The sequence below is a fragment of the Micromonospora orduensis genome, assembly GCF_006228125.1.
GTDB classification, from domain to species: Bacteria; Actinomycetota; Actinomycetes; order Mycobacteriales; family Micromonosporaceae; genus Micromonospora; species Micromonospora orduensis.
On record NZ_VDFY01000154.1, the window covers coordinates 1 to 26,265 of the forward strand.

The window sequence follows — 26,265 nt, forward strand, 5'->3', positions numbered from 1 at the left end:
CCGACTCAAAGACCGCGACCTCGGCCGCGTCCCACCGGCCACCAAGACAAACGACTAAAGATCAACCAACCCGAGGTGGTCCACTTTCAGCCGGACCACGGTGGTCAGGGTTGAGGCGGCGTTGACAAGCCTCGGTCTTTCACGGCGGCCGTGATCTTGAGGGCTGAGACTGTTGGGTAGAGACAGCGAAGTGCCTACCACGTAAGGAAGACTGACCGGTGTCGAGTCGTTCAGAGTTCCACGCGCGGAAGGCTCTTCGTAGGTGCAGAGTACCGATTGGTCCAGGGGATTGTCCGTCGAGGTCGGCGGTCGTGGTGTGGTGTCGCATGCCGGGGTGGTGCTGCTGCGCACGTTGGCCGACCGGACCGGCCTGACCGGGGCGTTGTCGCAGGCGGTGGCGCGTCGCGGGTTTCACACCAGGGCGGGACCGGGGCCACGTCCTGACCGATCTGGCGGTGATGATCGCCGAAGGCGGTGAAGCGATCGCCGACATCGACGTGGTGCGGCATCAGGGTGAGGTGTTCGGGCAGGTCGCCTCGCCGGCGACGTGCTGGCGGGCCCTCGACGAGATCGGCGACGTGCAGATGCGGCGGATAACGCGGGCGACGGTGCGGGCCCGGGTCTGGTCACTATTCGACCAGGTGCCGGCCGCTTGGGCCGCCGGCCGTGAGGTCGGTGCTGGTGTGGTGGTCCTGGACGTCGACGCGACCCTGCTGCTGGCGCACAGCGAGAAAGACGGCGCGGACAAGACCTACAAGCACACCTTCGGGTTCCATCCATCCCAACGATGGTCCGTGCCGCCGACTTCTCGGGTGGATTGCTAGGGCACGTGGGCTGCGGGGTTGCCGAATGCCGGCAACGGCATCAGCGGGATGTCGGCCGAATGCTGACCTGGATACCGGGCGGCGGCGCCGCGACGATGTGGACATGACAAGCGACATCGCCGTGTTCGCCGAGGACCTCACCAAGTTCTACGGCCAGCGTCGCGGCATCGAGGGCCTCGACCTGGAGGTTCGCGTCGGCGAGGTGATGGGCTTTCTGGGACCGAACGGTGCCGGAAAGACCACCACCATCCGGCTGCTGTTGGACTTCCTGCGCCCGACCCGTGGACACGCGAGCGTTCTCGGGCTCGACCCGCGGCGGGACAAGGCCGCGCTGCATCGTCAGATCGGCTACCTGCCCGGCGAGCTCGCGTTCCCCGGACGCGACAGGGCCGACGACCTGCTGCGCTTCTTCGCCAACGCACGGGGCGGCGTGGCCTGGTCCCAGGTGACCGGCCTGGCTGAGCGGCTCGACCTGGACCTGTCCCGGTCCGTACGCACGATGAGCAAGGGCAACAAGCAGAAGGTCGGCCTCGTGCAGGCTTTCATGCACCGGCCGGCGCTGCTGGTCCTGGACGAGCCGACCAGTGGTCTGGATCCACTCATGCAGCAGGAGTTCCTGGCCATGGTCCGTGAAGCCAGCGCCGCTGGCCAGACCGTCTTCATGTCGTCGCACGTCCTGTCGGAGGTGCAGCAGGTCGCCGACCGGGTTGCCGTCGTTCGTGACAGCCGGTTGGCCGCGGTCGAACGAGTCGAGTCACTCGGGAAGCGGGCAGTTCGTGCCGTCGAGATCCACTTTGACGACCCGGTGGACCCAGCAGAGTTCAGCGCCCTGCCGGGGGTGAGTGACGTGGTCGTGTCCGGGCCGGTGCTGAAATGCACGATCGACGGCCGCATCGACCCGCTGATCAAAGCCGCCGCGCGCCATCAGGTGGTGGACATGCTGTCGGCCGAGCCCGACCTGGAAGAGACGTTCCTGTCGTTCTACTACCATGCGGAAGGGGCCGGCGATGCTTCCCGCGCTGGTGCGTAAGACCTGGCGTGACGACCGCCTGGCGTTGATCGGTTGGGCCGGTGGCGTCGCCGCCTTCACTGCCATCTACACCTCGTTCTACAGCCAGTTCCAGGGTGCTGCGGAGCTGAAGCAGGACGCTCTGCCCCAGGGCATGCTGGATTTCCTCGGCATCGCCGACATGCTGTCGCCCGCTGGCTATCTGCAGGCGACCATCTTCAGCCTGGTCGGCCCACTGCTGGTCCTGATGTGCGCCATCACGCTGGCCGCCCGGACGATCGCTCGGCCGGAGGAGGACGGTGGGATGGAGCTGATGCTCGCCAACCCGATCTCGCGGGCCGCATTCGCCTGGCAACGGGTGGCCGCCGCCGGTGGCGCGCTGACCGGCATCGCTGCCGTCCCGTGGATCCTGCTGATGATCATTGTTCCCTGGGTCGGCATGGACATCCCCCTGTCCAACGTCGCTGCCGCGTCCGCCGGCCTGGTAGCCCTGGTGTGGTGCTTCGCCGGCATCGCCTTCCTCATCGGCGCCGCCACCGGAAAGCGCGCTGTGGTCCTCGCGGTCACGGGTGGCCTCGCCGTGGCCACCTACATGGCCAACGCCATCGGCGGGATGGTCGACGGATGGCACTGGCTGCGCTGGCTGTCACCGTTTCACTACTTCATCGGCACGGACCCGCTGCACACCGGCTGGCACCCGGTCGAGCTTCTCACCCTCGTGCTCCTCGGTGCCGCAACCACGACCGCCGGAGTCATCGTGTTCGACCGCCGCGACATCGGTGTGTAAACCTGAGGCTGGTGGTCACCGTTCACCGGCGGCCACCAGCACGCCGCCGACAGGGAACAGCTCATGAGCGAGGACACCTGGCTGGTCGCCGACTGCCAGAATCTGCTGTCCGTCCCGGCCAGTGCCCGGCGTCAGGCAGCGGTCAACCTGGGCGCCCGCGCGGCCGACGACGGGCTGAAGCTGCGTGAGCTTGTCACCAGCCTGCTGGACGCCACCACCGCCCATTGGAGCGCCACGTCGGTCGAGGGGACCGCCACCGCCGTGCACGCCCGCGCCGAAACGCTGCTGGACGCCGCCCGTGTCCTGCTCACTGCCGCGGTCGACGGATACACCCGGCAGAACCGCGCCGAGCTGGACCGTCACGACACGGAACGTGTCGCGTTCATCAACGACCTGCTCACCGGTCGGGCCGACCCGGGCGGCCTAGCCGAGCGCGCACACCGATACGGCATCCGACTCTCGGCCACCCACACCGTCCTGATCGCCCGTGCGGCCAACCTGACCCCCGGCATCACTTACCGCGTCGACGCAGCACTGGCCGCCAGGTTCGGCGAAGGGAACACCCTCACCACCCTGCGCGACGGCGACGTGGTCTGCATCAGCGCTGGTGGCCTGCGGGGCATCGCGGCCGAACTCGCCCACCTACTCCTCACCGAACTCGGCGCCGGCACATGGCAGATCGCCGTCGGCCGCACCCAACCCGGCGTGCACGGCCTGGCCACGTCCCTCGAAGAGGCCCGCCACACCCTCGATCACGCCGCTAAGCTCGGCTTCACCACGCCCGTACTCAATGCTGCCGATCTGCTGGTCTTCCCGGTGCTCCTGCGCGACCGCGACGCCATCACCGACCTGGTGACGACGGTCCTCGGCCCACTCACCACGGCCCGTGGCGGCGTCGAACCGTACCTGGAGACCCTGTCCGTGCTCTTCGACAACCAGGGCAACCACACTGCGACCGCTCGGCAACTGCATCTGTCCGTCCGTGCGGTCACCTATCGCCTCGACCGCATTCGCGACCTCACCGGTTATCACCCAGGAGAGCCCACTCAACGCTTCACCCTTCAGGCAGCCGTGCTCGGTGCTCGGCTGCTCGGCTGGCCCAGCTAGCCGACGGACGTCCAGATCACAGGCGAACCCTTCGGCAAGCCGGGCTCGGGCGAACCGTTGTACGAGCCAGAGGACGTCGAGGACGCCGATCGCCGCGGGTGAACATCTGGGCACACCCGCTCGGGTGACGGGGCGAAAGCCTCAGCCCTACCGGCGGCCGCGCCGCTGCCCCATGAGCCGCAGAGTGTTGCAGACATCGAAAACACCAGGTGTGTCCCAGGCGAGCTCGCCAGCGACCTGCCGCGCGTTCGTATCGTTCACCAGGCCCAGGAGGATGACGACCCGGTTCTGCACGGCGACACTGATCTGCTGCTGCCGGGTGGTCCAGTCGCCGCTCAAGCGTTGGGCGACCAGCGCTTCGATCCGCAGATCCTCATGGTCCGGTGGGGGCTGGTCCGAGTCGTCGGCGAACCAGTTCTCGCCTGGTGACGGCCAGTGCATGTACACGGGACTCCTTGTGGTTAGTCGGCGGTGCGGAATCCGCGGTTGGTATCTCCATGTCCGCGTCGAGCCAACGCTGGTCTCATCGCTTGCTCACCGTTGAGGACTGCGACCAGGAACGGGCGGGTGCCGCAGCCGGGGAGGCCGCAGAACCTGAGAGCGTCCCCTCAGACAGCTGAACGAGGGCATCGTCACGGCTGTCGAAGATCGGGAACGCCGTCTCCAGGCGCATGGTGTGCAGGACCGTGCGGATGAACCGCGACGGCGCGGCCAGGCACAGCGTGACGCCGCGGTCGCGGGCATCACAGTGGGCGCGGACGAGGAGCCCGAGACCGGTGGAGTCGATGACGTGCACCCGGGTGAGGTCGACCACGACGTGTCCCCCCATGTCGGCCGCGTGGCGCAGGGCGGCGCGCAGGGTGTCACCGGTGTCGAGGTCGATGTCGCCAGTGGCGACGACGACGGTCACGTCGTCAAGGTGGTCGATGCCGAGGATGCCTCCCGGACCGTGGTTGTCGCACTGCGCGGTGCCTCCGCTGGCAGTTGGCAGCAGGCTGCAGTGCGGGCAGCGGTGCGGACCGGTGGCGAAGGGGGAGCCGCTCCAGCCCTGCTCGGACACCAACGTCCAGACGACCTCGGCGTCGGGGAGCACGCACGCGCTGGCCCGGACGGAATCGCCGCAGGTGTCGCAGATCAGTGTCATCAGGTGGTCGTCCGGGACGACTGTCATTCTGGTGTCCTTCCGGGGGATTGGACTGATGCTCCGGAAGCCCGCGCTTCAGGATTCAGGCGCAAACGAAGCCGTCTGTCGTCGATGGCGGAGGCGAGAACCGTGCCCACGCCGATCTGACTACCGGGCTCGTCAGTGCGGGCCTTGCACCGACGCTCGGCCATGAGCGACCAGCGCCGACTGTGCCGAATCAGGCTGATGCCCCTCGGTCGGTGGGACGGGCGCGCACGACGGGGGAGTGGTGACGATCTGCAGGACCCGGTCGAGACGGGCGTTGTGCAGGATGCGCGCGATACGGGGATTCGGGTCACGGACGGTGAGGACACCGTCGGCACGAGTCAACCGCCGGTGCACCTCGAGCAGCAGGCCGATCGCGGCGGCGTCAATGTGCCGGCACCTCGACAGGTCGATGATGACCCGCCGGGGATGCAGGGTCAGCAGTTGGTCGAATACGGCTCCGGCCGCCGGCAGGCAGTCCCGGTCGAGTTCGGTGACGCCTACCTCGACCAGCGGTAGCGTGCACGGCGTAGGCGCCAGTGGCCCTGTCACAGGCGTGCCCTTCCCATTCACGGACCCAGTCGCCTACGACGGTGCCGTGCCCACTTGGCGGTCACCGCGCGGATGTATGACAGTTACGTGACAAATCCGTCGGCCGGTCGTCAGGGTTGGCTGGCAGGCCCCTGGTCTGGGGATGATGCCGGGTATGACGGCCGTACTGGTGATCGAGGACGACGACCGTATCCGCCTGGCGCTGCTGCTCGCACTCGAGGACGAGGGCTACGAGGCCGTCGGTGCGGCCACCGCCGAGGAGGGCCTGCGCGCCCAACGCCGCGCCCCGGCCGACTACGTGCTGGTCGACCTGATGCTGCCCGGCCTGAACGGCTTCGAGTGCATCCGGCAGATCCGCCGGGACGACGACGTGCCGATCGTGGTGGTCAGCGCCCGCGACGACACCCACGACATCGTGGCCGCCCTGGAGGCCGGCGCCGACGACTACGTCGTCAAGCCGGTGGCGATCAAGGAGCTGACCGCCCGACTGCGCGCCCTGCGCCGCCGTGCCCGGAGCACCGTCTCGGGGCAGGTGCCGGAGCCGGTGCCCGTGCTCGCCTTCGGTGACCTGGAGATCAGCCCCGACGCGGGAGAGGTCCGCTGCGGGGGCCAGCCCGTACCGGTCACCCGTACCGAGTTCCGGCTGCTCTGCGAGCTGGCCGAGCACGCCGGCCGGGTGCTGTCCCGCCAGCAGTTGCTCAGCCGTGTCTGGGGGTACGACAACGGTGATGAGCGGCTCGTCGATGTGCATGTCGGCCGGCTGCGGCAGAAGATCGAGCCGGATCCGGCGAACCCGAAGCATCTGGTGACCCTGCGGGGTCTGGGCTACAAGCTGCAGCGATGAGACGTCTCGGACTGCGCACCCGGGTCACTGCGGCGTTCGCCGTCGGCGCGCTCCTGCTCGCGGCGTCGATGGCTCTCGTCTCCTACGAGTTGACCCGCCGATCCCTGATCGACGAGCGGGAACGCACCGCCCTGCGCGCCGCCTATTTCGACGCCACAGTCGTCCGCGCCGGCCTGGACACCGACACACCCGACGTGGTGGAGGTGCTCCGGTCGCTGGACACCGGCGGCAGCCGGCGGCCCGTGCTGCACCTGGACGGCGAGTGGTACGCCCGCACCGCCGACCCGGGCACCACCACCGCCATCCCGACCGACCTGCGACAGGTCGTCGCCGCTGGTAAGCCGGCGGTGCAGCGTGTCCGCGTCAACGGCCAGACCGCCCTGGTGGTCGGGGTGCCCCTGTCCGCGACGGCGACGTACTTCGAGGTCAACTCACTGCTCGAGTTGGAGCAGACGTTGCAGGTGCTGGCCCTCGCGTTGACCACCGTTGCGATCATGGTGGCCGGGTCCGGCGCCGCCCTCGGGTGGTACGCCACCCGGCACGGCCTGCGGCCGTTGACGGCGGTCGCCGACGCCGCCGAGAAGATCGCCGCCGGTGACTTCACCGCCCGCCTCGACCCGGCCACGGACCCCGACCTGACCCGGTTGTCGTCCTCGTTCAACCAGATGGTCGACCGGCTCGCCCACCGCATCGAACGCGATCGCCGCTTCGCCGCCGACGTGAGCCACGAGCTGCGCTCGCCGTTGCAGACCCTGGCTGCGGCGGCAAGCGTCCTGGCCCGCCGCCGACAACACCAGGACGAGCGAACCGCTCTCGCGGCCGGGCTCGTCGCCGACGAGATCGACCGTTTCCAGCGGCTGGTCAACGACCTGATCGACCTGGCGCGCAGCGACCAGCCCGCCGACCGCACGCCGGTGGACGTGGCGGCGCTGGCCCGCGAGGCCTGCCACACCCTCGACCTGTCGGGCTCGATCGTCCACCTCGCACCGGCCACGCCCGCGACCTGGCGGGTCGATCGGCGACGCGTCGCGCAGGTGCTGGCGAATCTGCTCGACAACGCCGTGACCTACGGCGGTGGCCCGACGTCAGTCGTGCTCAGTCACGACGGCAGCGCTGGCGTGATCGAGGTCGACGACGAAGGCCCGGGGGTGCCTGTAGAGGACCGCGAGGTGATCTTTGAACGCTTTGTTCGCGGTCGAGCCGCCCACACCCGTGGTGCCGGTGACGGCACCGGCCTCGGCCTTGCGCTGGTCGCGCAGCACGCCGCCGCGCACGGCGGTCACGTCACCGTCACCGACCGCCCCGGCGGCGGCGCCCGCTTCCGCGTCACCCTGATGGACTGCCTGACATGAACCATCGTCATCTCGTCGCGGTGGCGTTCGTCGCGCTGCTGACCGGTTGTGGCATCCCCGCCGACGACGCGCCCCGTACCGTGCAACCCCCGCCGGGCCCGTTTCAGAGGTCGACCCCCGCCGATGCCACCGCGCCGGCCGGCCCCGCCACCGAGACGCTCTGCATGGTCCGCGACAACCGGATCATCCCGGTGCCCCGACGCGCCGACCGCCCAGCCACGATCGAAGACCAGCTGCGGGATCTGCTCGGCGGACCCACCACCGCGGAACGCGCCAAGGACCTCACCAGCGCGCTGCCGGGGGCAGTCAACGCCGCCGGTGTGACAGTGACTGGCACGCAGGCCCAGGTCGCGGTCGACGAACCCGGCGACGATGCCGGCCGCAGCGACGAGGTCCTCGCCTTCGGGCAGATCGTGTGCACCCTCACCAGCCGCGACGACGTCACCTCCGTGACGTTCCTGCGCGACGGCAAGCCACTGGCCGTACCCCGCGCCGACGGCTCGCTGTCCGACCAGCCCCTCGTCCGCTCCGACTACACCCCGCTGATCAGCCCTCGTTGATCTGCGCTCCGCGCAGCAGCTTCACCACGCCGAGGTACTCAGTCCCACACCGTCACCTCCTGCGCCACGAGCGCTCGTCCTCCTTCGAAAGCCCGGTACGGTCCTGCAGATCCAAGGCGGTAGCGGTATGCGAGGGCGCGGTGGGAGAACGAGGCCACCGTGCCCCGCACGGTCACCAGTTGCGGCGTAGCCAGCTCGGACGGACGTTCCGACAACACGAGCAGGGTCCCGTCGGTCAGATCCGCGTCGCGTACGACGAACGCGGTTTCGGTGATGACCCGGTCGACGGTGGCGGTCACGATGAGCCGATCGCCTATCTCGGCCCGCGCGACCGTGCCCGCCTGGGTCGCTGGCATGGGCTCGGGACTGGGTTGCGGAGCCGCGGGCCGGTGGGTGCATCCCGTGGCGAGCAGAACCACCAGTGGGAGAATCGCCAGCACCGGATGCTTCCAGCCGTGCCACCTGTCCATCGCCTTCCTCCTCTCCCGTGCAGAGCGCACCTCTGAAATGCCCAGGAGATGTGGCGGTACGACCTCGGTCGTGTGACGGTCGTGTGACAATCTCCGCCGCTGACGAGTAGCCCGCTGAACAGGCGTTTTGGCCCATGTCGGCTCGGGTAGGCCCGATCGTCGACGGGGACGTCGGCGCGACCGGACGGCCGGAATGTCACGGACCGCGAGCGTGTGCCGATGCCGGACGACGACCGGGAAGACGGACACATGCGACTCCTGCAGCGGCGCTACCGGCTCGACGAACCGGTGGGTCAGGGCGGCATGGCAATGGTCTGGCGGGGTTTCGACCTGCGGCTCCAACGTACGGTCGCGGTGAAGATGCTCTCGCCCGAGTTGTTGGACGACCCGGCGGCGCGCGAGCGGCTGCGTGCGGAGGCGCTCGCCGCGGCGAGGCTCGACCATCCCCACGTCGCTGGTGTCTACGACTACGGGGAACAGCGGCAGGGCAGGAGACGTGCGCCGTTCCTCGTCATGGAGTTCGTCGACGGTGAAACCCTCGCCGCCCACCTTCAGCGCAAAGGGCCGATGGTGTGGTCCGAGGCTGCCCGGACCGGTGCCGCCGTGGCGGATGCCCTCGCCGCCGCGCATGCGCACGGCCTCGTCCACCGGGACGTGAAGCCCGCCAACGTGATGCTCGGTTCGCGCGGGATCAAGGTCGTCGACCTGGGTATCGCGGCGGCGGTCGGCCAGGATCCGGCCGATCAGGCGGGGCTGATCTGGGGTACCCCTGCGTACCTTGCTCCAGAGCAGGCAGCCGGCGCAACGGCGGCGCCGGCCGGTGACGTCTTCGCTTTGGGACTGGTGCTGGCCGCCTGTGTCAGCGGCCGGAGCCCCGCCGAACTGCGGCGCGGCCGCGACGGCGTCGAGTTTCCGCCCCTGCCGGGTATACCGGCCGAGGCGGCGGGCCTGCTGGGGCGTTGCCTGGCTACGGAGGCGGAGCACCGGCCGGCGGCCGCTGAGGTGGCCGATGGTCTGCGTGCCGCCGGCGGCACGCAGGTGGTGGTGCGGCCAGCGGACCCGTCAGCTGACCCGCCGGCGATCACCGAGTCGACCCGCCGGTTCACCGACGGTCCGAACGTGCCGGCTCCCGGCGGACGGACGCTGTCCGGAGCCGTCGGGGCGTCCGCGAGTGGGCGCCGGCTCCGTGCCGGGGTCGCCGTCGGCGTGCCGGCGATCCTGCTCGCTGTGGTGGTCGCCGGTCAACTGCCGGGCCTCACCGCGTTCCGCGACGCAGCCGACAGCGACAGCGCCGATGCGGATCCCGGACGGTGCGCCGCCCGATACACCGCGCAGCATCTGCCGGACGGCACCTTCCAGGCCGATCTCACCGTCACCAACACCGGCACTCGGTGGCTGCGGGACTGGTCACTGGCCTTCATGCTGCCCTCCGGTCAGCGGCTCCTCACCGACGGAACCTCCTGGGATCAGGACCGCCGCCGAGTGACTCTCACTCCAGCCACCCAGTTGCCGCCCGGCGCCACACTGGCCGCGGCGCTGCGCGGCACGATCGAGGAGGGCAACCTCAAGGCTCCCGCCGCTTTCTCCGTCAACGGTCTTCCGTGCGACCAGGTGGTCAACCAGATCGCGTCGCCCGTCGTGGCAACCGACGCGCCCTCCGCGCCGGGCACCACGCCAGGGCGGGAAAGCCGACCGACCAGGGGCGCTGCCGTCACGCGATCGACCGCCGCGGCGGATTCGCCCACGGCCGAGGGAGAGGGCGATCCGCTTTCGCCGGCAGTGGACGCGAGTGATGCCCCGCCGTCGCCGGAGAGCCCGCCCGCGACGGCGCAACCCGGCGTCACGCGCACACCGTCGCCGTCGGGGGAACCGTCGTCGAGCGTCGAACCGTCGCCGAGCACCGTTTCGGCGTCCCCGCCGGCCGGTGACGGGCCCACCGCCAGCCCTCGACCTGACGGCTCATCCAGCGCGTCGAGCACGGCCGCCGCGCCGGCGACCACGACGGACGGATCGCGGGGGAGTGACCTGCCCCCATCGCCGCACTAGGATTTCGGCAATCGAGCCGAGGAGGCAGGATGGCGGTCGATCCGAGCGGCGGCGACCTGCGGGACTTCCTGACGGAGGATCCTCAAGCGCCCGTGGTCATGCTCAATCTGCTGCGCTTCGCCGACGGGGGGCGGAACTCGTACGCGAGCTACGCCGCCGAGCTGCGGGAGACGTTCCTCCCCCGCTACGGCGGCGAGGTCATCTACGCCGGCGCGGGCGGTCGTGCGTTGGTGGCCGAGGACGGCCAGGCATGGGACGCCGTCCTGTTGGTCCGGTACCCCAGTCGGCAAGCGTTCTGCGCGATGGTCGCCGACCCGGCATACCAGCAGGTCACCCGATTGCGCACCGTGGCGCTGCAGGAGGCCGTGCTGCAGCCGACCGTGCCCTGGTCGCCAGGCTGAGAGAGCTCCCTCCGTTCTCTGCGGCACGGCCGCGGAGAAGACCGCCGTTCCTCGTGGCTTGCAGGACGACCCCGCAGGTGGCACCGGCCGTGCTCATCCCTGCAGGCGCCGCAGGACGTCGGGCAGGTGCTCGGGCAGCGCCACCGTGCGCAGGTCGGCCAACACGGCGTCCAGCAGGCGCGTGACGCGGGGTTGGTCACGGCCGGCCCGCCGGACATCGTCGATCGCCACCGCGAGGAAGCTGTCGAAGGTCTGCGGCGTCGCATGAGCCCGGAGGGTGCCATCGTCGTCCCGCACGAGCCAGGCGCGCTGGGGACGTCCGGCGAGACGGCGCAGCAGGTCGTGGGCCTCCTGAATGGCCCGGACGGCCGTCGTGGTGTCGTTGACGCCCGGGGAGAGGGCCCGTTCGGCGATGTCGGCGAGCTGGCGAAAGCCGAATCCGACGTCCTGGCCGGCGTTGCGTTCCACCGCCACTGTCACGGCGGCCCGCACCCGCGCCTCCGGCACGGACGGCGGCACCGCGTCGATCGCGTGTACGGCCACGAGCGACTGCCCCGCGACGACGAAATCACCCGGTGCGGGCAGGACCGAGAAGGCGCAGCCGTGGGTCCGGGCGAGCCGCGCGAGTCTGCCCAGGTCGATGTTGTCGACCAGTCCGGGTTCCAGAGCCGTGATTACCCGCACGGGCGGCGGTAGGCGTTCCGGTGTCTCCACCGCCCCCGTCCGGGGAACGTGCTCGTCGATGCTGCGGCGCGTCTGCGCCCCGATGGCGGCGACGATGTGTGACACCCGCATGATCGAGGTGACGTGGTGCAGGTAGTAGAGGAACAGGCCGCTGCTCATCAGCACGAGGATCATCGCGACGGCGAGGGACAGCTCCGGCAGGCGGGCGCTCGACCGGTCGGGCAGGGCGGCGAGCACCACCATGGAGAACAGCGCCGTCGCCAGGAAGGTCCCCAGGGCGACTTGGGTCACCCGGTCCTGCAGGAACGTCCGCAGCACCCGCGGCGAATACTGGCTGCTGGCCAGTTGCAGGGCGACCACCGTGATCGAGAAGACGAGCGCGGTGAACGAGATCATCGCGGTGATGATCGACGACAACAGGGACCGGGCGCCGGCCAGCCCGCTGGGCAGGACGTTGCCGCCGGGCAGACCGACCTGCAGCTCCAGCACGGACAGACCGATCGCCAGCAGGACGGCTCCCGCCGCGCACGCCGCGGGGACCGGCCAGAAGCTGGACCGGAGGGTCGCCAGCCGCGACCGCAGGGTGTGGCGGGAGTTGAACATCTCATCACGCTATGCCCACTGCGTCCGCGCCCACACGTCATCGTCGACCTGTCGGTGAGGGCGAACGCGACCGTAAGCGGTGCGGTTGCGCCGCAAAACGGGGTATGTCCACAGCATGTGGCTCAACGACCCCTCGGACCTGCTCCGTCTCACCTTGATCGCGGTGCTGACCTATCCGGCGTTGGTGGCGCTGCTGCGCGTCTCCGGCAAGCGGACCCTGTCGAAGCTGAACGCGTTCGACCTGGTGGTCACCGTCGCGCTGGGCTCGACTCTGGCGACGATCCTGCTCTCCCGCAGCGTCTCGCTCGTCGAAGGTCTGCTGGCGCTGGCACTGCTGGTGGCGCTCCAGTATGGGGCCGCATTTCTGGCCGTACGCTGGCCGCCGTCACAGCGGCTGCTGAAGTCCACGCCCACCCTGCTGCTGCGCGACGGCGTGCTGCGGCATGACGTCCTGCAGCGGGTGCGGATCTCCGACAGCGAGATCCGGCAGGCGGCACGCAGCCAGGGACACGGCGACCTGACCCGCCTGGCAGCGGTCATCCTGGAGACCGACGGCAGCATGAGTGTCATCGGGCGGGAGGCACGCGGCGACGGCAGCGCCCTGACCGACGTACCTGGGCTGTGAGTCGCGGCAGCGAGACCGGCCGTCTCGTGCGCCGGCAAGCCGCGCGGGGCCAAGGGTGAGCCTGCCGGGAAGACTCATTCGTCGGGTTGGCGATGTTCGTCCTCGGCACGCTCGCGGCTGAGGAAGAACGCGCCGACCGCGCCGGCGAGCGTGCCGAACACCGCGACCGAATACGCGGCCAGCACGAGTTCCAGGATCTGCGCGAATGTGTCGTCGGCACGTAGCGGCTCACCGGTGATGGTGGTGAGGGTCGCGTCGTGCAGGGCCTGAGCGAGACCGGGGTAGGAGCGGGTGAGCACGAGCAGCTGCCCGGCCGCCAGGATGACCGCGACGGTCACCGCGGCCAGCCAGGCCAACCGGTCGGTGAGCAGCCGGCCGGCGGAACGGGATCCGCGCACGGCGGCGGCGACGACGCCCCCACCCCGGGCTGCCCGCAGCGCGCTCGCCACACGCAGGAAGCGCAGGAACGGAACAGCCAGGAAGATCAGTTGCCACCAGTTGCGCTTCCAGAATTCACCGGCGCAGTGGCGGGCGAGCCAGGCGCGGAGCGTGAACTCAGCGACGAAGACCGCCCACAGGATCCAGCTGGTGACAGTGAGCACGGTGCTGAGCGGTTCGTCGTGGACGAAGGCCTGTGCGAGCACGAGCAGCAGGAAGAGCAGCCCCAGTACGCCCATCGGCTTGTCGAGCCGACGAGCGAGGCCGTTGAGCCGGGCGTCGTCCGCACGGCCGTGCTGGCGGGGGTCCTCGATCACCCTGTGGCAGCCTACCGGCATCCGGGCCCGGCACCGCCGCTCCCGGCGCAACGGGTCGACTTGACAACATCGGTGTGCGGCCGTCCCACCCGGGTACGCCGGAGGCACGCGGCGGCACAGTCGGGAGGTGCGATGAGCGAGGGGACCGCACGATCAGACGGGCGGCGTACCAGCCCGACGGAGCGGTTGGCCGAGGACGTGGCCGACGTGGTCCGCGAGGAGGTACGGGCCGTGCGCACGCAGGTGGGCGAAGCCGCCCGCCCGGCCGGCCTGGGAATCGTGCTGCTGGCCGCCGCGGGCGGCTGCCTGGTGCTCGGCGCCGGAGCTGCGTCGACCACCGTGCTGCGTGTGCTGGAGACGATGCTCCCGCGCCGATTGGCCGCCGCCGGGCTCACCGCCGGCTACCTGGGCGCAGCCGTGCTGCTGGGCAGGGTGGGGCTGGCGCAGCTGCGAGCGGCCGGCGGGCCTTCGGCCCGACTCGCCGACGACGTGCGGGACATGGTGACGGAGACCGCCGGTCGGGTGCTGCCCGCCGGCGTCGACGCCGCCCGCGACGAACTGGACAGGTGACAGGGCCCGGGACGGGAGGACGTCGTGCCGGACAAGCACGAGCAGGCCGAGGAGATGCGCAACGACGTACCGTCGACCATCGCACGCTCCGACGACAAGGCGGTTCGCACGTACAAGAAGACGCTGGAGTCGGCCGAGGAGAGCTACGGCGACGGCGAGCGGGCGCACCGGGCCGCGTACGCGTCGTTGAAGCACACCCACGAGAAGGTCGGCGATCACTGGGAGCCCAAGGAGCACAAGGGCCCCTCGGACCCGCAGGCGGCGCAGGGCACCCCCGCCTCGCGCGACCGCGACCGGCCCACCGCCCAGGGGGTGGACGCCAATGCCGGCAAGGGCCATCTGGACGACGTGGCCCGCAAGGTCGGCATCGAGGACCCGGAGAACATGAACAAGAGTGAGCTGGTAGAGGCGATCGAGAAGGCCAACGCCCGGGCTACCGCCCGTGCCCGCCGCAAGTGAGGCTTCGGCACCACCAGTCGGGTATGACCGGTGGCCCGGCGGGTAGCGGGCGGGCATGAGTCGGCTGTTGCTCGCGTACGCCCTCATCGGGGGCCTCGGTGTCCTGCTGGCCTTCTGGTCGAGCGCCATCCGTCGGACCGTACTGTCCGAGCCGTTGCTGGCCCTGGGCCTGGGGGTGCTGGTGGGCCCGGCGCTCGGCCTGGTCGACCTCGCCGACCGGCTGGGCGCCGAGCTGATTCGTGAGGTGAGTCGCGTCCTGCTGGCGGTGTCCCTGATGGCCGTCGCGTTACGCTTCTCCCTCGCTGGCTACCGGGCGGTGCTGCGGCCGGTGCTCGTGCTTCTCTCCGCCGGCATGGTCGGGATGGCGGTGCTCAGCGCCGGGCTGTCCTGGCTGGTGCTCGGCGTGCCGCTGGGTCTGGCCGCCCTGCTCGGCAGCTGCCTGACCCCCACCGACCCGGTGCTGGCCTCGGGCATCGTCTCCGGCGGCCCGGCCGAGCGTCAGCTGCCCGAACGGCTGCGGCAGGTGATCAGCGGCGAGTCCGGCGGCAACGACGGGCTCGCGTTCCCCCTCGTCGTCCTCGCCCTGGCCGGCATCGGCGCGAAGCCCTGGGCCGACCAGGTGACGGCGGCGCTGTGGGGGGTGTTCGGGGCGGTGCTGGTGGGCCTCGTGCTCGGCTGGCTGGCCGGTCATGCGGTACGGGCGGCGAGCCGCCGGGAGACCCTCGACCACGGCTCGCTGCTGATCTTCGCGGTGCTGCTCGGCATCGCCGCGCTCGGGGTCGCACGGGTACTCGACACCGACGGCATCCTCGCCGCGTTCGTCACCGGGCTGGCGTACAGCCGGGTCATCGGCGACCAGCCACGCATCGCCGAGCAGAAGCTGGACGACTCACTTACCCGCTACCTGGTGCTGCCGCTGTTCTTCCTGCTCGGCGTCGAACTGCCCTGGCGTGACTGGCTGGACGCCGGCTGGCGGCTGCCGCTCTTTGCCGTCGCGGTGCTGTTGGTGCGGCGGCTGCCGGTGGTGCTGGCGCTCAAGAGACCACTCCGGTTGCCCTGGCGGGAGCTGGTATTCCTCGGCTGGTTCGGCCCGATCGGCGTGTCCGCGCTGTTCTACCTGGCCTTCAGCGCGGACGAAGGAGCGCAGGATCGACTGCTCTGGACGGCCGGCAGCCTCGTCGTCGCGCTCAGCGTAGTGGTACACGGTGTCACCGCGACGCCCGGTCGTCGCTGGTACGCCGCCGGCCACCCTGAGGTCTCGAAGCGGTAACGGTCGGCGGATCGGGGTTTGGCGAAGGTCGCCCCGGAGAGTGATCAGGGCAGTTCGTGCTTCGAAGCCGCGGTGTCGACGAACGGCACCTGGACGACCGCGTCCGTCGGACGGCTCAGCGCGCACCTCCGGGGCCCGCCCCTGCCGTACGCGTATCGCGACGCGGCGTCGCCGGCTCCGTGACCATCTGCTCCGTCGCGCTCGTGGAGGACGACCATGACCATGTCCCTGCTGCGGTCCGACGCCACGGTCGTCGAGCTGTTCGCCGTGCTGCGTGACACCGGCGGTCCGGCCGCCCGACAGGCTCGGGACCGACTGGTCGAGATGCACCATCGGCTCGCCGTTGGCCTGGCCCGCCGGTTCGCCCACCGAGGAGAGCCGCTCGACGACCTCGTCCAGGTCGCCTGCTTCGGTCTGGTCAAGGCGGTCGATGCGTACGACCCGCAGCGTGGAGTGCCGTTCGTCGGCTACGCCACCCCGACCATCCTGGGGGAGCTGAAGCGCCACTTCCGCGACCACGGTTGGGGCGTCCGGGTGCCCCGCGGCCTGCAGGAGCGCTACCTGCTGGTGAACGCCGCCGAGGCCGAACTGACCCGCCGGTCCCAGCGCCCGCCCCGGGTCCCCGAGGTGGCCGCGCACCTCGGCATGCCAGTCGACGTAGTGGTGGAAGCCCTGTCCGCGGGGCGGGCGTACCGGAATGTTCCCCTGTACCGACCGGGCGGCGAGGGCGACGAGCCGGCGGAGCGGGAGGACCTGCTGGCCGTGCGCGACCCCCAACTGGAGGGGCTCTGCGACCGCCTGGACCTCCTTGCGGCGCTGCGGCGGTTGCCGGAGCGTGAGCGAGAGATCGTGATCCGCTACTTCCACGGCAATCGGACCCAGGAGCAGATCGGCGAACTGCTCGGGATCTCGCAGATGCACGTGTCCCGCCTGCTCCGCCAGGCAATCGGGTCGCTCAGACGGGAGATGACCATCGAGGAGCCGGTCCCTGACGGCGCTGGCACCGCCCGGGCCCAGGTGGCGTTGCGCCGCGTCGGCGACAGCACCGTCGCTACCGTCATCGGAGTGCTCGACGACGAGGGCGTGGACCTGCTTCGGGACCGGTTGACCCGGGTGGCGGTGACCGAACGGCCCCGCGGCCTGGTGGCGAACCTGCGCCGAGCCTCGGTCGAATCGCCCCGACTGGCCCGGGCGATCCTGGAGCTTTGTCGCTCCTGCGCCCACGTCCGAGCGCGGCTCACGCTGGTCAATCTGCCGCCGAACGGAGTGAATCTGCTCCGCAGGGCGGGCCTGACCCGGCTGATCCCCTGCCTGCCGGCTCGGCGCGACGTCCCGCACGCCCTCCGGACTCAACCCGTCGCCGAGCCTGGCGACGTCCAAGCGGAGCGACCGTCGCGGCCAGAGCGATCGAAAGCGGCGGCGATAGGGTCGAGCTGGAACGACGGCGCATCGACGTTGGGGAGGGCATGTGACGCGACGGCGGCCGGCGGCCGACCCGCCACCGCCCTTGGTGGCGACCGTTCAGCGACTCCAGCGCGAGCTCGACGCGCTTCGCCGGGAGCGGCGCGCACACGCGGTGGTGGAGCAGGCCACCGGTCTGCTGATCGCCCGGCTGGGGTGCTCGCCGGAGGAGGCGTTCCGACACCTCACGCTGATTTCCCAGCACAGCAACATCCGGTTGGTGGAGGTGGCGGCCGGCCTGCTCGGCGCCGCCGCCCCGCCACCCCCGGCGGTGCCACCCACATCCGACCCGGAACCGTTCCGGCCGGAGCGTTACCTTCAACCGCTCCCGCCCGCAGTCCAGGCGCAGATCAGCGAACCGTCGCCCTTGACCGGCGAGGCCGCCGCCCGCTACCACCTGGCCCGAGCCGACATGGCGACTGCCGCCGATGCGAACGCGCTGGCCGAGGCGCTGGCAGAGGGCGTGCGTCACCTCGGGGCCGGCTCGACCCTGCTCGGCCTACTCGAACCGGACGGCGCGGTGCGCCTGGTCGGCTCGTACGGCCTGCCGGCCTCCGTGGCGAGTCTGTGGCAGCGCGCCCCCGGCACGGTGAACATGGCATTGCTGCACGCGGCCACGAACGGGATGCCGTTGTGGTTGACCCGGGACGAGGCCCGCCAGCGGGGCTACGACTTCATCGGCGGCGGCGCCGTGCGGGCCTGTCTCCCGCTGCGCCAGGCTGGTCGCACGGTCGGGGTGGCCGCGATCAGCTGGGAGACCCATCGCGACCTCGGCGACGCGGAACGGGCGTACGTGACTGCCCTGGCCGAGGCCGTCGGGCGGCGGTTGTCGGCGCTGTCCCGGGGGACCGCGGACGCGCCGGCCGCCCATTGGCTGGAGGCGGTGCTTGACGCGCTGCCCGGATCGGTGGCGCTGTGGTGCCCGGTACGCGATGACGACGGAACCGTCGTCGACTTTCGTCTCGACCGGTGCGGCCCGGACGCGACCGACGGCGCGGACCGCGACCGAGCCGCCCTCACCGGTCTTCGGTTGCTCGAACTCCACCCGTCGGCGGCCGACGACGGCATCGTCGCCGGCTGCGCCCGCGCCATGCGCGACGGGCGTCCCTTCCACTGGGGCCCCGGGCAGGTGTGGCGGGCCGGCGGCGCCAGGCCGACGCGGGCGTTGCTCAGCCTGCGGGCCGTCCCGTTCGGCGACGGGCTGCTCGCCAACTGGCGCTACCACAACGAGCAGCGACGTGCCGCGGACCGGTCGGCGCGGCTGGAACGGGCCGGTAACGCCGGCTGGGTCGAGTGGGACCTCGCCGGCGGCGGGATCGCCTGGTCGTCGGGCGCCTACCGGGTCCTCGGCCGGGATCCGGCCGACGGGCCGTTGCCCCTGGGCGCCCTGCATCGCTGGGCCACGTCAACCGACGCGCCCCGGGTCCGGGAGGCGCTGCGGGCTTTGATCGAGCGGGCCGAGCCGGCCGAGCTGGAGTTCACCGTGCGTCGCCGCGGGGAGGCGTGGCCGGTCCGGCTCGTCGCCGAGCCTGTCGTGGATCGTGACGGCCGGGTGGCCGAGGTGCACGGCGCGGTGGCCCGCCGCTGACGTCGCCCGGACTGGTTGGTTCGACCAGGTTCCGTCCCTCGTGGAGCTCGCTCATGCCGACCGCCCCCGACCTCCCGCGAGACGCGCCGTCCGGCGTGTCTTTCACCTAGCCTCCTAGGAAACCGTCCGGGACGTGACGCACATCTGCCCGGTGGACGAGCCGGCGGCCGCCCTGCCACCGTCCCGGGACCAGGCGAGAAATGAACCCATCGAGGTTTCCAGCGCGGTCCGGCCGGACACCGCCTCGACACAGGAGGAAAGGGGAGCGGATGGACCTTCGGACGGCTCCGGGACCGGTCGACGTGGTGGGACCGGTACGCCGATCCGTACGCGGCTCGGCGTTGGCGCGGATGCTGCGCACGACCGATGCCAAGCAGATCGGCATTCTCTACCTGGCCACCGCGTTCGGCTTCTTCCTGGTGGGTGGGCTGCTGGCGCTGATCATGCGGGCCGAGCTGGCCCGGCCGGGCCTGCAGATGCTCTCGCCCGAGCAGTACAACCAGCTGTTCACCATGCACGGCACGATCATGCTGTTGCTGTTCGCCACCCCGATCGTGTTCGCCTTCGCGAACTACCTGGTGCCGTTGCAGATCGGCGCGCCGGATGTGGCGTTTCCCCGGCTCAACGCGTTCGCCTACTGGCTGTACCTGTTCGGGGGCCTGCTCGTGCTGGGTGGGTTCGTCACCCCCGGCGGCGCGGCCGACTTCGGTTGGACGGCCTACCAGCCGCTCGCCGGGCCGGCGCACTCGCCCGGGACGGGCACGAACCTGTGGCTGGTCGGGCTGGTCGTATCCGGTCTGGGCACCATCCTCGGCGCGGTCAACCTGATCACCACCGTGCTGTGTCTGCGGGCGCCCGGCATGACCATGTTCCGGATGCCGATCCTCACCTGGAACATCCTGGTCACCGCCATTCTGGTGATTCTGGTGTTCCCGCTGTTGGCCGCCGCGTTGCTCGCCGCCCTCGCCGACCGGCAGCTCGGCGCGCACGTGTACGACGCGGGCACCGGGGGGCCCATGTTGTGGCAGCACCTGTTCTGGTTCTTCGGGCACCCCGAGGTCTACATCGTGGCGCTGCCGTTCTTCGGCATCATCACTGAGATCATTCCGGTCTTCTCCCGCAAGCCTGTCTTCGGCTACCGCGGGCTGATCGCCGCGACGTTGGGCATCGCGGCGCTGTCGATGAGTGTCTGGGCACACCACATGTTCGCCACCGGCCAGGTGCTGCTGCCGTTCTTCAGCTTCCTGAGTTACCTGATCGCGGTGCCGACCGGGATCAAGTTCTTCAACTGGATCGGGACGATGTGGAAGGGGCAGCTCACCTTCGAGACGCCGATGCTCTTCGCGCTCGGTTTCCTGGTCACGTTCCTGCTCGGCGGCCTGACCGGAGTACTGCTGGCGAGCCCGCCGGTCGACTTCCACGTGCACGATTCGTACTTCGTGGTGGCGCACTTCCACTACGTGCTCTTCGGCACCATCGTGTTCGCTGTCTTCGGGGGCGTCTACTTCTGGTTCCCGAAGATGTTCGGCCGGATGCTCGACGAGCGCCTGGGTAAGGTGCACTTCTGGCTGACCTTGATCGGTTTCCACACCACGTTCCTGGTGCAGCACTGGTTGGGCAACGAGGGCTTTCCGCGCCGCTACGCCGACTACCTGCCGCAGGACGGCTTCACGATGCTGAACACGGTCTCCAGCATCGGGTCGTTCGTGCTCGGCGTCTCGATGCTGCCGTTTCTGTGGAACGTCTGGCGCTCCTACCGGTTCGGCCCGGTGGTGCGCGAGCCCGACCCGTGGGGTCACGGCCTGTCACTGGAGTGGGTGACGTCGTCACCGCCGCCGCTGCGCAACTTCGACCGCCTGCCCCGCATCCGCTCCGAGCGACCCGCGTACGACCTCCGCCAGAAACGCGCCGCGGCGGCGCTGCCCGGCCCGCGCTCCGCGACGGACTAACCGATACCGGGCGGAAAGACCGGCGGGCTGGCAGGGTGGAGGCACCGATTCGGGAAGGAACGGGGTAGATGGGACGGTACGCGCCGGTGCTGGCCATGCTCGGGCTGGCCGCCGCCCTCGTGGGCACGCTGTACCTGGCACACCTGCGAACGGCGGTGGCCGCCGCGCCGTCGACCGTCGCCGCGTTCCGGTCCGGGCTGCCGGCCCGCGAGCACGCGGTCTCCCGGTTCCACGTCCGCTGGTACGCCGTGAGCCTGCTCTTCCTCGCCTTCGACGTGGAGATGCTGTTCATGTACCCGTGGGCGGTGGTGGTGGCCGACGTCGGCGCGCCCGCAGTCGCGGAGATGTTCGTCTTCCTCGGTCTGCTGATGGCCGGCGTCGTCTACGCCGGGCGGGAGGGCGCGTTGCGGTGGGCCTGACCGGTGAGCTGCTGGCCCGCTGGGCGGCCCGCCGGCCGCACCTGCTGGTTGCCGCCGCCCCCGGCGCCTCCGCCGCCCGCCTGGCCGTGGAGGCCCAGGCGGACCGGGCCGGGTGGCCGCTCGCGGCTGCTCCGGCCGATGCCGACGTCCTGGTGGTCGCGGGCGATCCAGGACCCGAGCTGTCGGCGGCGATCGAACGGGTGTGGGATCAGTTCCCGGGTCCCCGGGCGCGGGTTCGAGTCGTCGATCCGGCCGATGTGGCGTCCGGGCTGGCCGCCGCCGTCGCCCGGCTGACCGGGACCGCCGGCGAGCGGCCGGACCCGGGACCGGACGGGGCGCAGCTGGATGGCGGGTCGGGGCGGCACGGCCACGGCGACCACGGCGGGATGTCCATGCCGGGCGGGCTGATGATGGCCGAGCGGGCCGAGGACCGCGACGGGCTGAAACTGGACGCGCTGCACCTGGCGCTCGGTCCGGTGCTGGCGGACTGGCCGGCCGGTCTGGTCGTGGAGCTTGCGGTGCAGGGTGACGTGGTGCAGTCGGCGAGCGCCCGGGTGCTGCCCCCGGCCGACCCGGCGGCCGTGCGACCGTACCCGGACGTGGACCATCCCGGGCTGCGGCGACGCAGGCAGGCCGTGGCCCATCTGGACTCCCTGAGCCGGCTCTGGGCGGTCGTGGGCTGGCCGGCCGGCGCGGCCACCGCGCGGCGGCTGCGCGACGCGCTTGTCGACGACGTGCCGCTCGCGGCGGCGTACGCCGGTTTCCGGCCGCTCGACCGGCGGGCCCGGCGCTCGCACGCGCTGCGCCGCGCCACCGACGGCCTGGGCGTGCTGTCTGCGGTGACGGCGGTCCGCGCGGGCGTGGAGATCCCGGCGACGGCCTGCGGCGACGCGACCGCCCGGTGGCGGCGCCGGCTGGCCGAGACGGACCGGCTGCTGTCCGGCGGCGAGCCCGACACGTCGCCGGAGCCGGACGCCGTGGCGGTGCGGGAGCTGGCCGCCCACCTGATGGTCGGGCTCGACCTGGCCGCCGCCCGGGTGGTGCTGGCCTCGTTCGACCCCGACCCGGACGAGCTGGTGGCCGCGAGGATGCGATCGTGACCACCGGTGCGTGGTGGGGCGTCCTGCCGGCCGCCGGTGTGCTGCTCGGCGTGGCGTTGGCCGCCGCGGCGCTGGCGGGCCTGCTCGACCCGGCCGGTGGTTCGACGCTCGCCCGGCGGGCCGGGCGGCCGGTGTGGGAGACCGCCCGGCTGCTCCGGCAGCGACGGCGTGGCGTGGTGGCGGCGGACACCCTGCTGTGGCGGCTCGGGTTGGCCGGGCCGCTGGTGGTGGCGCTGCTCATGGTCGTGGTGGTGCCGCTGGGCGACCGGGTGGCGGCCGACCTGCCGGTAGGGGTGGTCTGGTTCAACGCCATGGACGTGCTGCTCTGGGCGGCGGTGTGGCTCGCCGGCTGGGGAAGCAACAGCGCGTACGGCCTGGTCGGAGGCTACCGCTTCCTGGCACAGGCGCTCGGCTACGAGCTGCCGCTGATGTTCGCGCTGACCGCCCCGGCGGTGGCGGCCGGCAGCCTGCGGATCGCCGACGTGGTGGCGGCGCAGCGGGAGCTGTGGTTCGTGGTGTGGATGCCGGTGGCGTTCCTGGTCTTCCTCGGCGCGGTGCTCGCGTTCAGCATGTCCGGGCCGTTCGCCTACCCGGACGGGCGGGACGTGGCAGGCGGCGTGCTGACCGAGCCGTCCGGCGTGGACCGGCTGATCCTGCTCGCCGGCCGGTACGCGTTGCTGGCGGCGGGCGCGGCGACGGCGGTGGCGCTGTTCCTCGGCGGCGGGTCGGGGCCGCTGCTGCCGGCGTGGCTGTGGAGCCTGGTGAAGACGCTGGCCGTGGTGGCCGCCCTGGTGGCGTTGCGTGGCCGGGTGCCGGTACTACGGGCGGACCGGGTGATGCGTGTGGCCTGGCTGGGGGCGTTGCCCGCCACGCTGGCGCAGGTGCTCGCGGTGGCCATGCTCGCGGTGGGGAGGGGTTGAGGTGGCTGTCGTCGCGTTCGTCGTGCTGGCGTTCGTCGCCGTGGCGTCCGGCGTGGCCGTGTTCACGGTGGACTCGATGGCGCGGGCGACGTTCGCGCTGGCGCTGTCGTTCGTCGCGGTCGGCGGCGAGCTGCTCCTGCTCGACCTGGGCTACCTGGGGGTGGTGACCGTCCTGATGATGGTCATGGAGATGGCGCTCATGGCGGTCTTCATGGTCATGTTCATGATGAATCCGGCCGGTCTCATGCCGATGTCGATGCTGCACAACCGCCGGGGCTCGCTTGCGGTCTCGGTCGGCGTCTTCGTCGTGCTGGCGGCCGGCTCGGTGTTCGTGCCGTGGCCCACCCGTCGCGGCGAGCCGCCCGCCGACCCGACCCGTGCCCTGGGCGAGGCGATCATGGGCTCGAAGATGCTGGTCATGATGGCGGTCTCCGCGGTGCTGTTCGCCACCATGGTCGCCGCGCTGGTGCTCGCCACCGCCCGAGGCCGCTACGACCGCGCGGACTCCCCGGAGCGGCCGTGACGCTGCCGATGTTCCTGCTGCTCGCCTCCGCGCTGTTCAGCGTCGGCCTGTACGGCGCGCTGAGCCAGCAGGCCGTCGTGATGGTGATGATGGGCCTCGAACTCATGATCAACGGGGTGACCGTGGCCGCCGCCGCGCTCTGGTGGTTCCTGGCCCCGCAGCAGCCCGACGGGCAGGTGCTCGTGCTGGTGGTGATCGCCGCGATGACCGTGGAGATGGCGATGGGCTTCGCGGTCGTGACCCTGTTGTTCCGGTCGAGCGACGCCGACATGACCGACATGGCGGGGGAGCTGCGGGGATGAACGCCGCGTTGTGGGCACTGGTCGTCCTCCCGGCCGTCGCCGGGGGGACGCTGCTGCTGGGCGGGCGGCGGGTCGACCGGGCCGCCCCCGCGCTGGCGCTGACCGTGGCCGCGCTGGTGGCGGCCCTGGCCGTGGCGGTGGCGCTGGGCCGGCCGGGCGTCGACGCGCCGTTCCTGGCCGGCGGCCGGTGGGGCCTGGCCGTCGACGGGCTCGCCGCCCTCGTCGTACCGACGGTGGCCGCCGTGGCGCTGCTGGTGCTGGCGTACGCCGCCGCCGAGATCCACCGGGACCGCTCCCGGTTCCACGGGCTGATGCTGGTGTTCCTCGCCGCGGTGCTGCTCACCGCCACCGCGACGACGCTACCCGTGCTGCTGCTGGGCTGGGAGATCATGGGCGCGATGTCGTACGCGCTGATCGCGTACCACTGGCGGCGCGACGACGCGGTCGCGGCGGGTGCCACCGCGTTCCTCGCCACCCGCGCCGGCGACCTCGGGCTCTACCTGACCGCGGGTGCCGGACTGGCCGGCGGCACACTCGACCTGACCGGGCTCGCCGGGCTGCCTCCCGGGTGGCGGGACGTGGCCACCGTAGGCGTGTTGGCCGCCGGCTTCGGCAAGGCGGCCCAGTTGCCGTTCTCGTTCTGGCTGTCGCGGGCCATGCTCGGCCCGAGCCCGGTCAGCGCGCTGCTGCACTCCGCCGCCATGGTGGCGATGGGCGGCTACCTGCTCGTCCGCCTGCACCCGCTGCTCGTCGCGACCGGCTGGGCGGTGGACGTGGCCGCCTGGGGCGGAGCGCTCACCGCCCTGGCGCTCGGCGCGGTCGCGCTCGCCCAGACCGACCTGAAGCAACTGCTGGCCGCCTCCACCAGCGCCCAACTCGGGTACGTGGTGCTGGGCGCCGCCGTCGCCCCGGCCGGCGCCGTCGCGCACCTGATCGGCCACGCGGCCACCAAGGCGCTGCTGTTCCTCGCCGCCGGGGCGTGGCTGACCGCGCTCGGCACCCGGCGGCTGTCCGCGCTACGCGGCGCGGGCCGCCGCCACCCGCTGGTGGGGGTCGTGTTCGCGGTGGGCGCCCTGGCGCTGGCCGGGGTGCCGCCGCTGGCGTTGTGGGCCACCAAGGACGTGGTTCTCGCTGGCGCCCGCGAGCGGTCCCCGGCGCTGTACCTGGTCGGTCTGGCCGGCGCCCTGCTCGCGGCCCTCTACGCCGGCCGGGCGCTCGCCCTGGTCCTGCGTCCGGTCCCGTCCGGGGCCGAGTCCGGGTACGACACCGAGCGCGACGGCACCCGCGAGGTGACCGCCGGGCAGCGGGTCCCGCTGATGCCGTTGGCGGTAGGGGCGGCCGTGCTCGGCACCCTGGCGCTGCCGCCGCTGTCCCGGGTGGTGGCCGACGCCGTCGGGTCCGGTCCGGCACCGCCGACAGGCGGCGCTGAGCTGGTCCTGTCCGGCCTGCTCGCGGTCGCCGGCGTGACGCTGGCGGTCGCCGCGCCGGCCCGGCTGCCGGCCCCGACCTGGGCGCGAACCTGGCTGGGGCTCGACCCGGCGGCCCGGCTGCTGGTGGTCCGGCCGACCCTGGCGCTGGCCCGGGGGCTGGCCCGGTTCGACGACCGCGTGCTCGACCGGGCCGTGCACGCCGTCCCGCGCGCGGCCCTCGGCGCGGCCCGGGGGCTCGCCCGGTTCGACGACGCCGGACTCGACCGGGGAGTCACCGCCCTGCCGACAGTGACCCGGCGGGTCGCGGTCGCTCTGGCCCGGGTGGACGACCACGGGGTGGACGCCCTGGTGCGCCGGCTCGCCCGGGCGGCCCGCCGACTCGGTGTGCTGGCCCGCCGGCCGCAGACCGGCCTGATCCACCAGTACTACGTCCAGCTGGTCCTCGCGCTGGGTGCCGCCGTGCTGATCCTGCTGCTGGCGAGGTGAC

Annotated in this window: 26 protein-coding genes and 2 pseudogenes; 22 read left to right on the forward strand and 6 right to left on the reverse strand. The window is 71.7% G+C overall.

What is annotated here, in order from left to right; genetic code table 11:
- Positions 1-262 precede the first annotated feature (262 nt).
- From FHG89_RS34425 to FHG89_RS14320, 4 genes and pseudogenes are all read left to right on the forward strand, one after another.
- A pseudogene (locus tag FHG89_RS34425) lies at positions 263-779 on the forward strand (transposase); the annotation flags it as partial.
- Between the two features lie 148 nt (positions 780-927).
- Positions 928-1,854, forward strand: coding sequence for an ABC transporter ATP-binding protein (locus FHG89_RS14310; RefSeq protein ID WP_139584964.1), 927 nt, complete (start codon positions 928-930; stop codon positions 1,852-1,854).
- A complete protein-coding gene (locus FHG89_RS14315) occupies positions 1,832-2,620 on the forward strand; it encodes an ABC transporter permease subunit (RefSeq protein ID WP_139584877.1) in 789 nt (262 codons plus the stop codon). The genes FHG89_RS14310 and FHG89_RS14315 overlap by 23 nt, the downstream gene beginning before the upstream one ends.
- 63 nt (positions 2,621-2,683) lie before the next feature.
- On the forward strand, positions 2,684-3,727 hold the full coding sequence (locus FHG89_RS14320; RefSeq protein ID WP_139584878.1) for a PucR family transcriptional regulator: 1,044 nt from the start codon (positions 2,684-2,686) through the stop codon (positions 3,725-3,727).
- 147 nt (positions 3,728-3,874) lie between these two features.
- Here the strand turns inward: FHG89_RS14320 and FHG89_RS14325 are convergent, their stop codons facing one another.
- From FHG89_RS14325 to FHG89_RS14335, 3 genes are all read right to left on the reverse strand, one after another.
- The gene (locus FHG89_RS14325) at positions 3,875-4,168 is read right to left on the reverse strand and encodes a BON domain-containing protein (protein WP_139584965.1); all 294 of its coding nucleotides are present in this window, start codon (positions 4,166-4,168) and stop codon (positions 3,875-3,877) included.
- Positions 4,169-4,250: 82 nt separating this feature from the next.
- Entirely contained in the window at positions 4,251-4,898 is a 648-nt protein-coding gene (locus FHG89_RS14330; protein ID WP_139584879.1) for an STAS domain-containing protein, read from the reverse strand.
- Between the two features lie 132 nt (positions 4,899-5,030).
- Entirely contained in the window at positions 5,031-5,468 is a 438-nt protein-coding gene (locus FHG89_RS14335; protein WP_341874258.1) for an STAS domain-containing protein, read from the reverse strand.
- A gap of 133 nt (positions 5,469-5,601) precedes the next feature.
- Here FHG89_RS14335 and FHG89_RS14340 point away from each other — a divergent pair, with 133 nt between their 5' ends.
- The 3 genes from FHG89_RS14340 to FHG89_RS14350 are packed head-to-tail and all read left to right on the forward strand — an operon-like array spanning position 5,602 to position 8,203.
- A complete protein-coding gene (locus tag FHG89_RS14340; RefSeq protein ID WP_139584880.1) occupies positions 5,602-6,291 on the forward strand; it encodes a response regulator transcription factor in 690 nt (229 codons plus the stop codon).
- The gene (locus tag FHG89_RS14345; RefSeq protein WP_139584881.1) at positions 6,288-7,643 is read left to right on the forward strand and encodes a sensor histidine kinase; all 1,356 of its coding nucleotides are present in this window, start codon (positions 6,288-6,290) and stop codon (positions 7,641-7,643) included. Before FHG89_RS14340 ends, FHG89_RS14345 begins: the two co-directional genes overlap by 4 nt.
- Positions 7,640-8,203 carry a GerMN domain-containing protein gene (locus FHG89_RS14350; protein ID WP_139584882.1) on the forward strand — a complete coding sequence of 188 codons (564 nt, stop codon included), beginning with the start codon at positions 7,640-7,642 and terminating at the stop codon, positions 8,201-8,203. The genes FHG89_RS14345 and FHG89_RS14350 overlap by 4 nt, the downstream gene beginning before the upstream one ends.
- Before the next feature lie 38 nt (positions 8,204-8,241).
- On the opposite strand, the gene FHG89_RS14355 is transcribed toward FHG89_RS14350, so the two are convergent.
- A complete protein-coding gene (locus tag FHG89_RS14355; protein WP_139584883.1) occupies positions 8,242-8,643 on the reverse strand; it encodes a hypothetical protein in 402 nt (133 codons plus the stop codon).
- Positions 8,644-8,892: 249 nt separating this feature from the next.
- Between FHG89_RS14355 and FHG89_RS14360 the strand changes: the two genes are divergently transcribed.
- A complete protein-coding gene (locus tag FHG89_RS14360; RefSeq protein WP_139584884.1) occupies positions 8,893-10,719 on the forward strand; it encodes a serine/threonine-protein kinase in 1,827 nt (608 codons plus the stop codon).
- 29 nt (positions 10,720-10,748) lie between these two features.
- Positions 10,749-11,120, forward strand: coding sequence for a DUF1330 domain-containing protein (locus FHG89_RS14365; RefSeq protein WP_139584885.1), 372 nt, complete (start codon positions 10,749-10,751; stop codon positions 11,118-11,120).
- Positions 11,121-11,213: 93 nt separating this feature from the next.
- On the opposite strand, the gene FHG89_RS14370 is transcribed toward FHG89_RS14365, so the two are convergent.
- Positions 11,214-12,407, reverse strand: coding sequence for a DUF2254 domain-containing protein (locus tag FHG89_RS14370; RefSeq protein WP_139584886.1), 1,194 nt, complete (start codon positions 12,405-12,407; stop codon positions 11,214-11,216).
- Positions 12,408-12,522: 115 nt separating this feature from the next.
- On the opposite strand from FHG89_RS14370, the gene FHG89_RS14375 reads away from it, so the two are divergent.
- Entirely contained in the window at positions 12,523-13,032 is a 510-nt protein-coding gene (locus tag FHG89_RS14375) for a DUF421 domain-containing protein (RefSeq protein ID WP_139584887.1), read from the forward strand.
- A 74-nt stretch (positions 13,033-13,106) separates the two neighbouring features.
- Here FHG89_RS14375 and FHG89_RS14380 read toward each other — a convergent pair whose 3' ends face one another.
- Positions 13,107-13,787, reverse strand: a complete 681-nt coding sequence (locus FHG89_RS14380; protein ID WP_208760965.1) for a hypothetical protein — start codon at positions 13,785-13,787, stop codon at positions 13,107-13,109.
- Between the two features lie 132 nt (positions 13,788-13,919).
- Here FHG89_RS14380 and FHG89_RS14385 point away from each other — a divergent pair, with 132 nt between their 5' ends.
- From FHG89_RS14385 to FHG89_RS14440, 12 genes and pseudogenes are all read left to right on the forward strand, one after another.
- Complete coding sequence (locus FHG89_RS14385) at positions 13,920-14,357, forward strand: phage holin family protein (RefSeq protein ID WP_139584888.1); 438 nt, start codon at positions 13,920-13,922, stop codon at positions 14,355-14,357.
- 54 nt (positions 14,358-14,411) lie between these two features.
- Entirely contained in the window at positions 14,412-14,816 is a 405-nt protein-coding gene (locus tag FHG89_RS14390) for a ChaB family protein (RefSeq protein ID WP_139584968.1), read from the forward strand.
- A gap of 55 nt (positions 14,817-14,871) precedes the next feature.
- Positions 14,872-16,086, forward strand: a complete 1,215-nt coding sequence (locus tag FHG89_RS14395) for a cation:proton antiporter domain-containing protein (protein WP_139584889.1) — start codon at positions 14,872-14,874, stop codon at positions 16,084-16,086.
- Positions 16,087-16,308: 222 nt separating this feature from the next.
- Positions 16,309-17,388: pseudogene (locus FHG89_RS34430) on the forward strand (SigB/SigF/SigG family RNA polymerase sigma factor); the annotation flags it as partial.
- 166 nt (positions 17,389-17,554) lie between these two features.
- Entirely contained in the window at positions 17,555-19,135 is a 1,581-nt protein-coding gene (locus FHG89_RS14405) for an ANTAR domain-containing protein (protein WP_139584890.1), read from the forward strand.
- A 269-nt stretch (positions 19,136-19,404) separates the two neighbouring features.
- Entirely contained in the window at positions 19,405-21,084 is a 1,680-nt protein-coding gene (ctaD, locus tag FHG89_RS14410) for an aa3-type cytochrome oxidase subunit I (protein ID WP_139584891.1), read from the forward strand.
- 68 nt (positions 21,085-21,152) lie between these two features.
- Positions 21,153-21,503, forward strand: a complete 351-nt coding sequence (locus FHG89_RS14415) for an NADH-quinone oxidoreductase subunit A (RefSeq protein ID WP_139584892.1) — start codon at positions 21,153-21,155, stop codon at positions 21,501-21,503.
- Complete coding sequence (locus FHG89_RS14420; RefSeq protein WP_208760966.1) at positions 21,494-22,603, forward strand: hypothetical protein; 1,110 nt, start codon at positions 21,494-21,496, stop codon at positions 22,601-22,603. The genes FHG89_RS14415 and FHG89_RS14420 overlap by 10 nt, the downstream gene beginning before the upstream one ends.
- Positions 22,597-23,523, forward strand: coding sequence for a complex I subunit 1 family protein (locus FHG89_RS14425; protein ID WP_139584970.1), 927 nt, complete (start codon positions 22,597-22,599; stop codon positions 23,521-23,523). The genes FHG89_RS14420 and FHG89_RS14425 overlap by 7 nt, the downstream gene beginning before the upstream one ends.
- Position 23,524: 1 nt before the next feature.
- Positions 23,525-24,046, forward strand: coding sequence for an NADH-quinone oxidoreductase subunit J (locus tag FHG89_RS14430; protein ID WP_139584893.1), 522 nt, complete (start codon positions 23,525-23,527; stop codon positions 24,044-24,046).
- Positions 24,047-24,054: 8 nt separating this feature from the next.
- Positions 24,055-24,348 (forward strand): NADH-quinone oxidoreductase subunit NuoK, encoded by a 294-nt coding sequence (locus tag FHG89_RS14435; protein WP_425280175.1) that lies wholly within the window; start codon positions 24,055-24,057, stop codon positions 24,346-24,348.
- Positions 24,345-26,264, forward strand: coding sequence for a proton-conducting transporter transmembrane domain-containing protein (locus tag FHG89_RS14440; RefSeq protein ID WP_139584895.1), 1,920 nt, complete (start codon positions 24,345-24,347; stop codon positions 26,262-26,264). The genes FHG89_RS14435 and FHG89_RS14440 overlap by 4 nt, the downstream gene beginning before the upstream one ends.
- The last annotated feature ends 1 nt before the right edge of the window (position 26,265 follow it).

What these genes read in the sequence shown, in the direction of transcription:
- FHG89_RS14435 (WP_425280175.1), top strand. Translation starts at nt 24,055, where the DNA reads ATGTTCCTGCTGCTCGCCTCCGCGCTGTTCAGCGTCGGCCTGTACGGC.
- FHG89_RS14320 (WP_139584878.1), top strand. Translation starts at nt 2,684, where the DNA reads ATGAGCGAGGACACCTGGCTGGTCGCCGACTGCCAGAATCTGCTGTCC.
- FHG89_RS14360 (WP_139584884.1), top strand. Translation starts at nt 8,893, where the DNA reads ATGCCGGACGACGACCGGGAAGACGGACACATGCGACTCCTGCAGCGG.
- FHG89_RS14345 (WP_139584881.1), top strand. Translation starts at nt 6,288, where the DNA reads ATGAGACGTCTCGGACTGCGCACCCGGGTCACTGCGGCGTTCGCCGTC.
- FHG89_RS14390 (WP_139584968.1), top strand. Translation starts at nt 14,412, where the DNA reads ATGCGCAACGACGTACCGTCGACCATCGCACGCTCCGACGACAAGGCG.
- FHG89_RS14385 (WP_139584888.1), top strand. Translation starts at nt 13,920, where the DNA reads ATGAGCGAGGGGACCGCACGATCAGACGGGCGGCGTACCAGCCCGACG.
- FHG89_RS14365 (WP_139584885.1), top strand. Translation starts at nt 10,749, where the DNA reads ATGGCGGTCGATCCGAGCGGCGGCGACCTGCGGGACTTCCTGACGGAG.
- FHG89_RS14340 (WP_139584880.1), top strand. Translation starts at nt 5,602, where the DNA reads ATGACGGCCGTACTGGTGATCGAGGACGACGACCGTATCCGCCTGGCG.
- FHG89_RS14440 (WP_139584895.1), top strand. Translation starts at nt 24,345, where the DNA reads ATGAACGCCGCGTTGTGGGCACTGGTCGTCCTCCCGGCCGTCGCCGGG.
- FHG89_RS14315 (WP_139584877.1), top strand. Translation starts at nt 1,832, where the DNA reads ATGCTTCCCGCGCTGGTGCGTAAGACCTGGCGTGACGACCGCCTGGCG.
- FHG89_RS14350 (WP_139584882.1), top strand. Translation starts at nt 7,640, where the DNA reads ATGAACCATCGTCATCTCGTCGCGGTGGCGTTCGTCGCGCTGCTGACC.
- FHG89_RS14370 (WP_139584886.1), bottom strand. Translation starts at nt 12,407, where the DNA reads ATGTTCAACTCCCGCCACACCCTGCGGTCGCGGCTGGCGACCCTCCGG.
- FHG89_RS14415 (WP_139584892.1), top strand. Translation starts at nt 21,153, where the DNA reads ATGGGACGGTACGCGCCGGTGCTGGCCATGCTCGGGCTGGCCGCCGCC.
- FHG89_RS14330 (WP_139584879.1), bottom strand. Translation starts at nt 4,898, where the DNA reads ATGACAGTCGTCCCGGACGACCACCTGATGACACTGATCTGCGACACC.
- FHG89_RS14395 (WP_139584889.1), top strand. Translation starts at nt 14,872, where the DNA reads ATGAGTCGGCTGTTGCTCGCGTACGCCCTCATCGGGGGCCTCGGTGTC.
- FHG89_RS14325 (WP_139584965.1), bottom strand. Translation starts at nt 4,168, where the DNA reads ATGCACTGGCCGTCACCAGGCGAGAACTGGTTCGCCGACGACTCGGAC.
- FHG89_RS14310 (WP_139584964.1), top strand. Translation starts at nt 928, where the DNA reads ATGACAAGCGACATCGCCGTGTTCGCCGAGGACCTCACCAAGTTCTAC.
- ctaD (WP_139584891.1), top strand. Translation starts at nt 19,405, where the DNA reads ATGGACCTTCGGACGGCTCCGGGACCGGTCGACGTGGTGGGACCGGTA.
- FHG89_RS14375 (WP_139584887.1), top strand. Translation starts at nt 12,523, where the DNA reads ATGTGGCTCAACGACCCCTCGGACCTGCTCCGTCTCACCTTGATCGCG.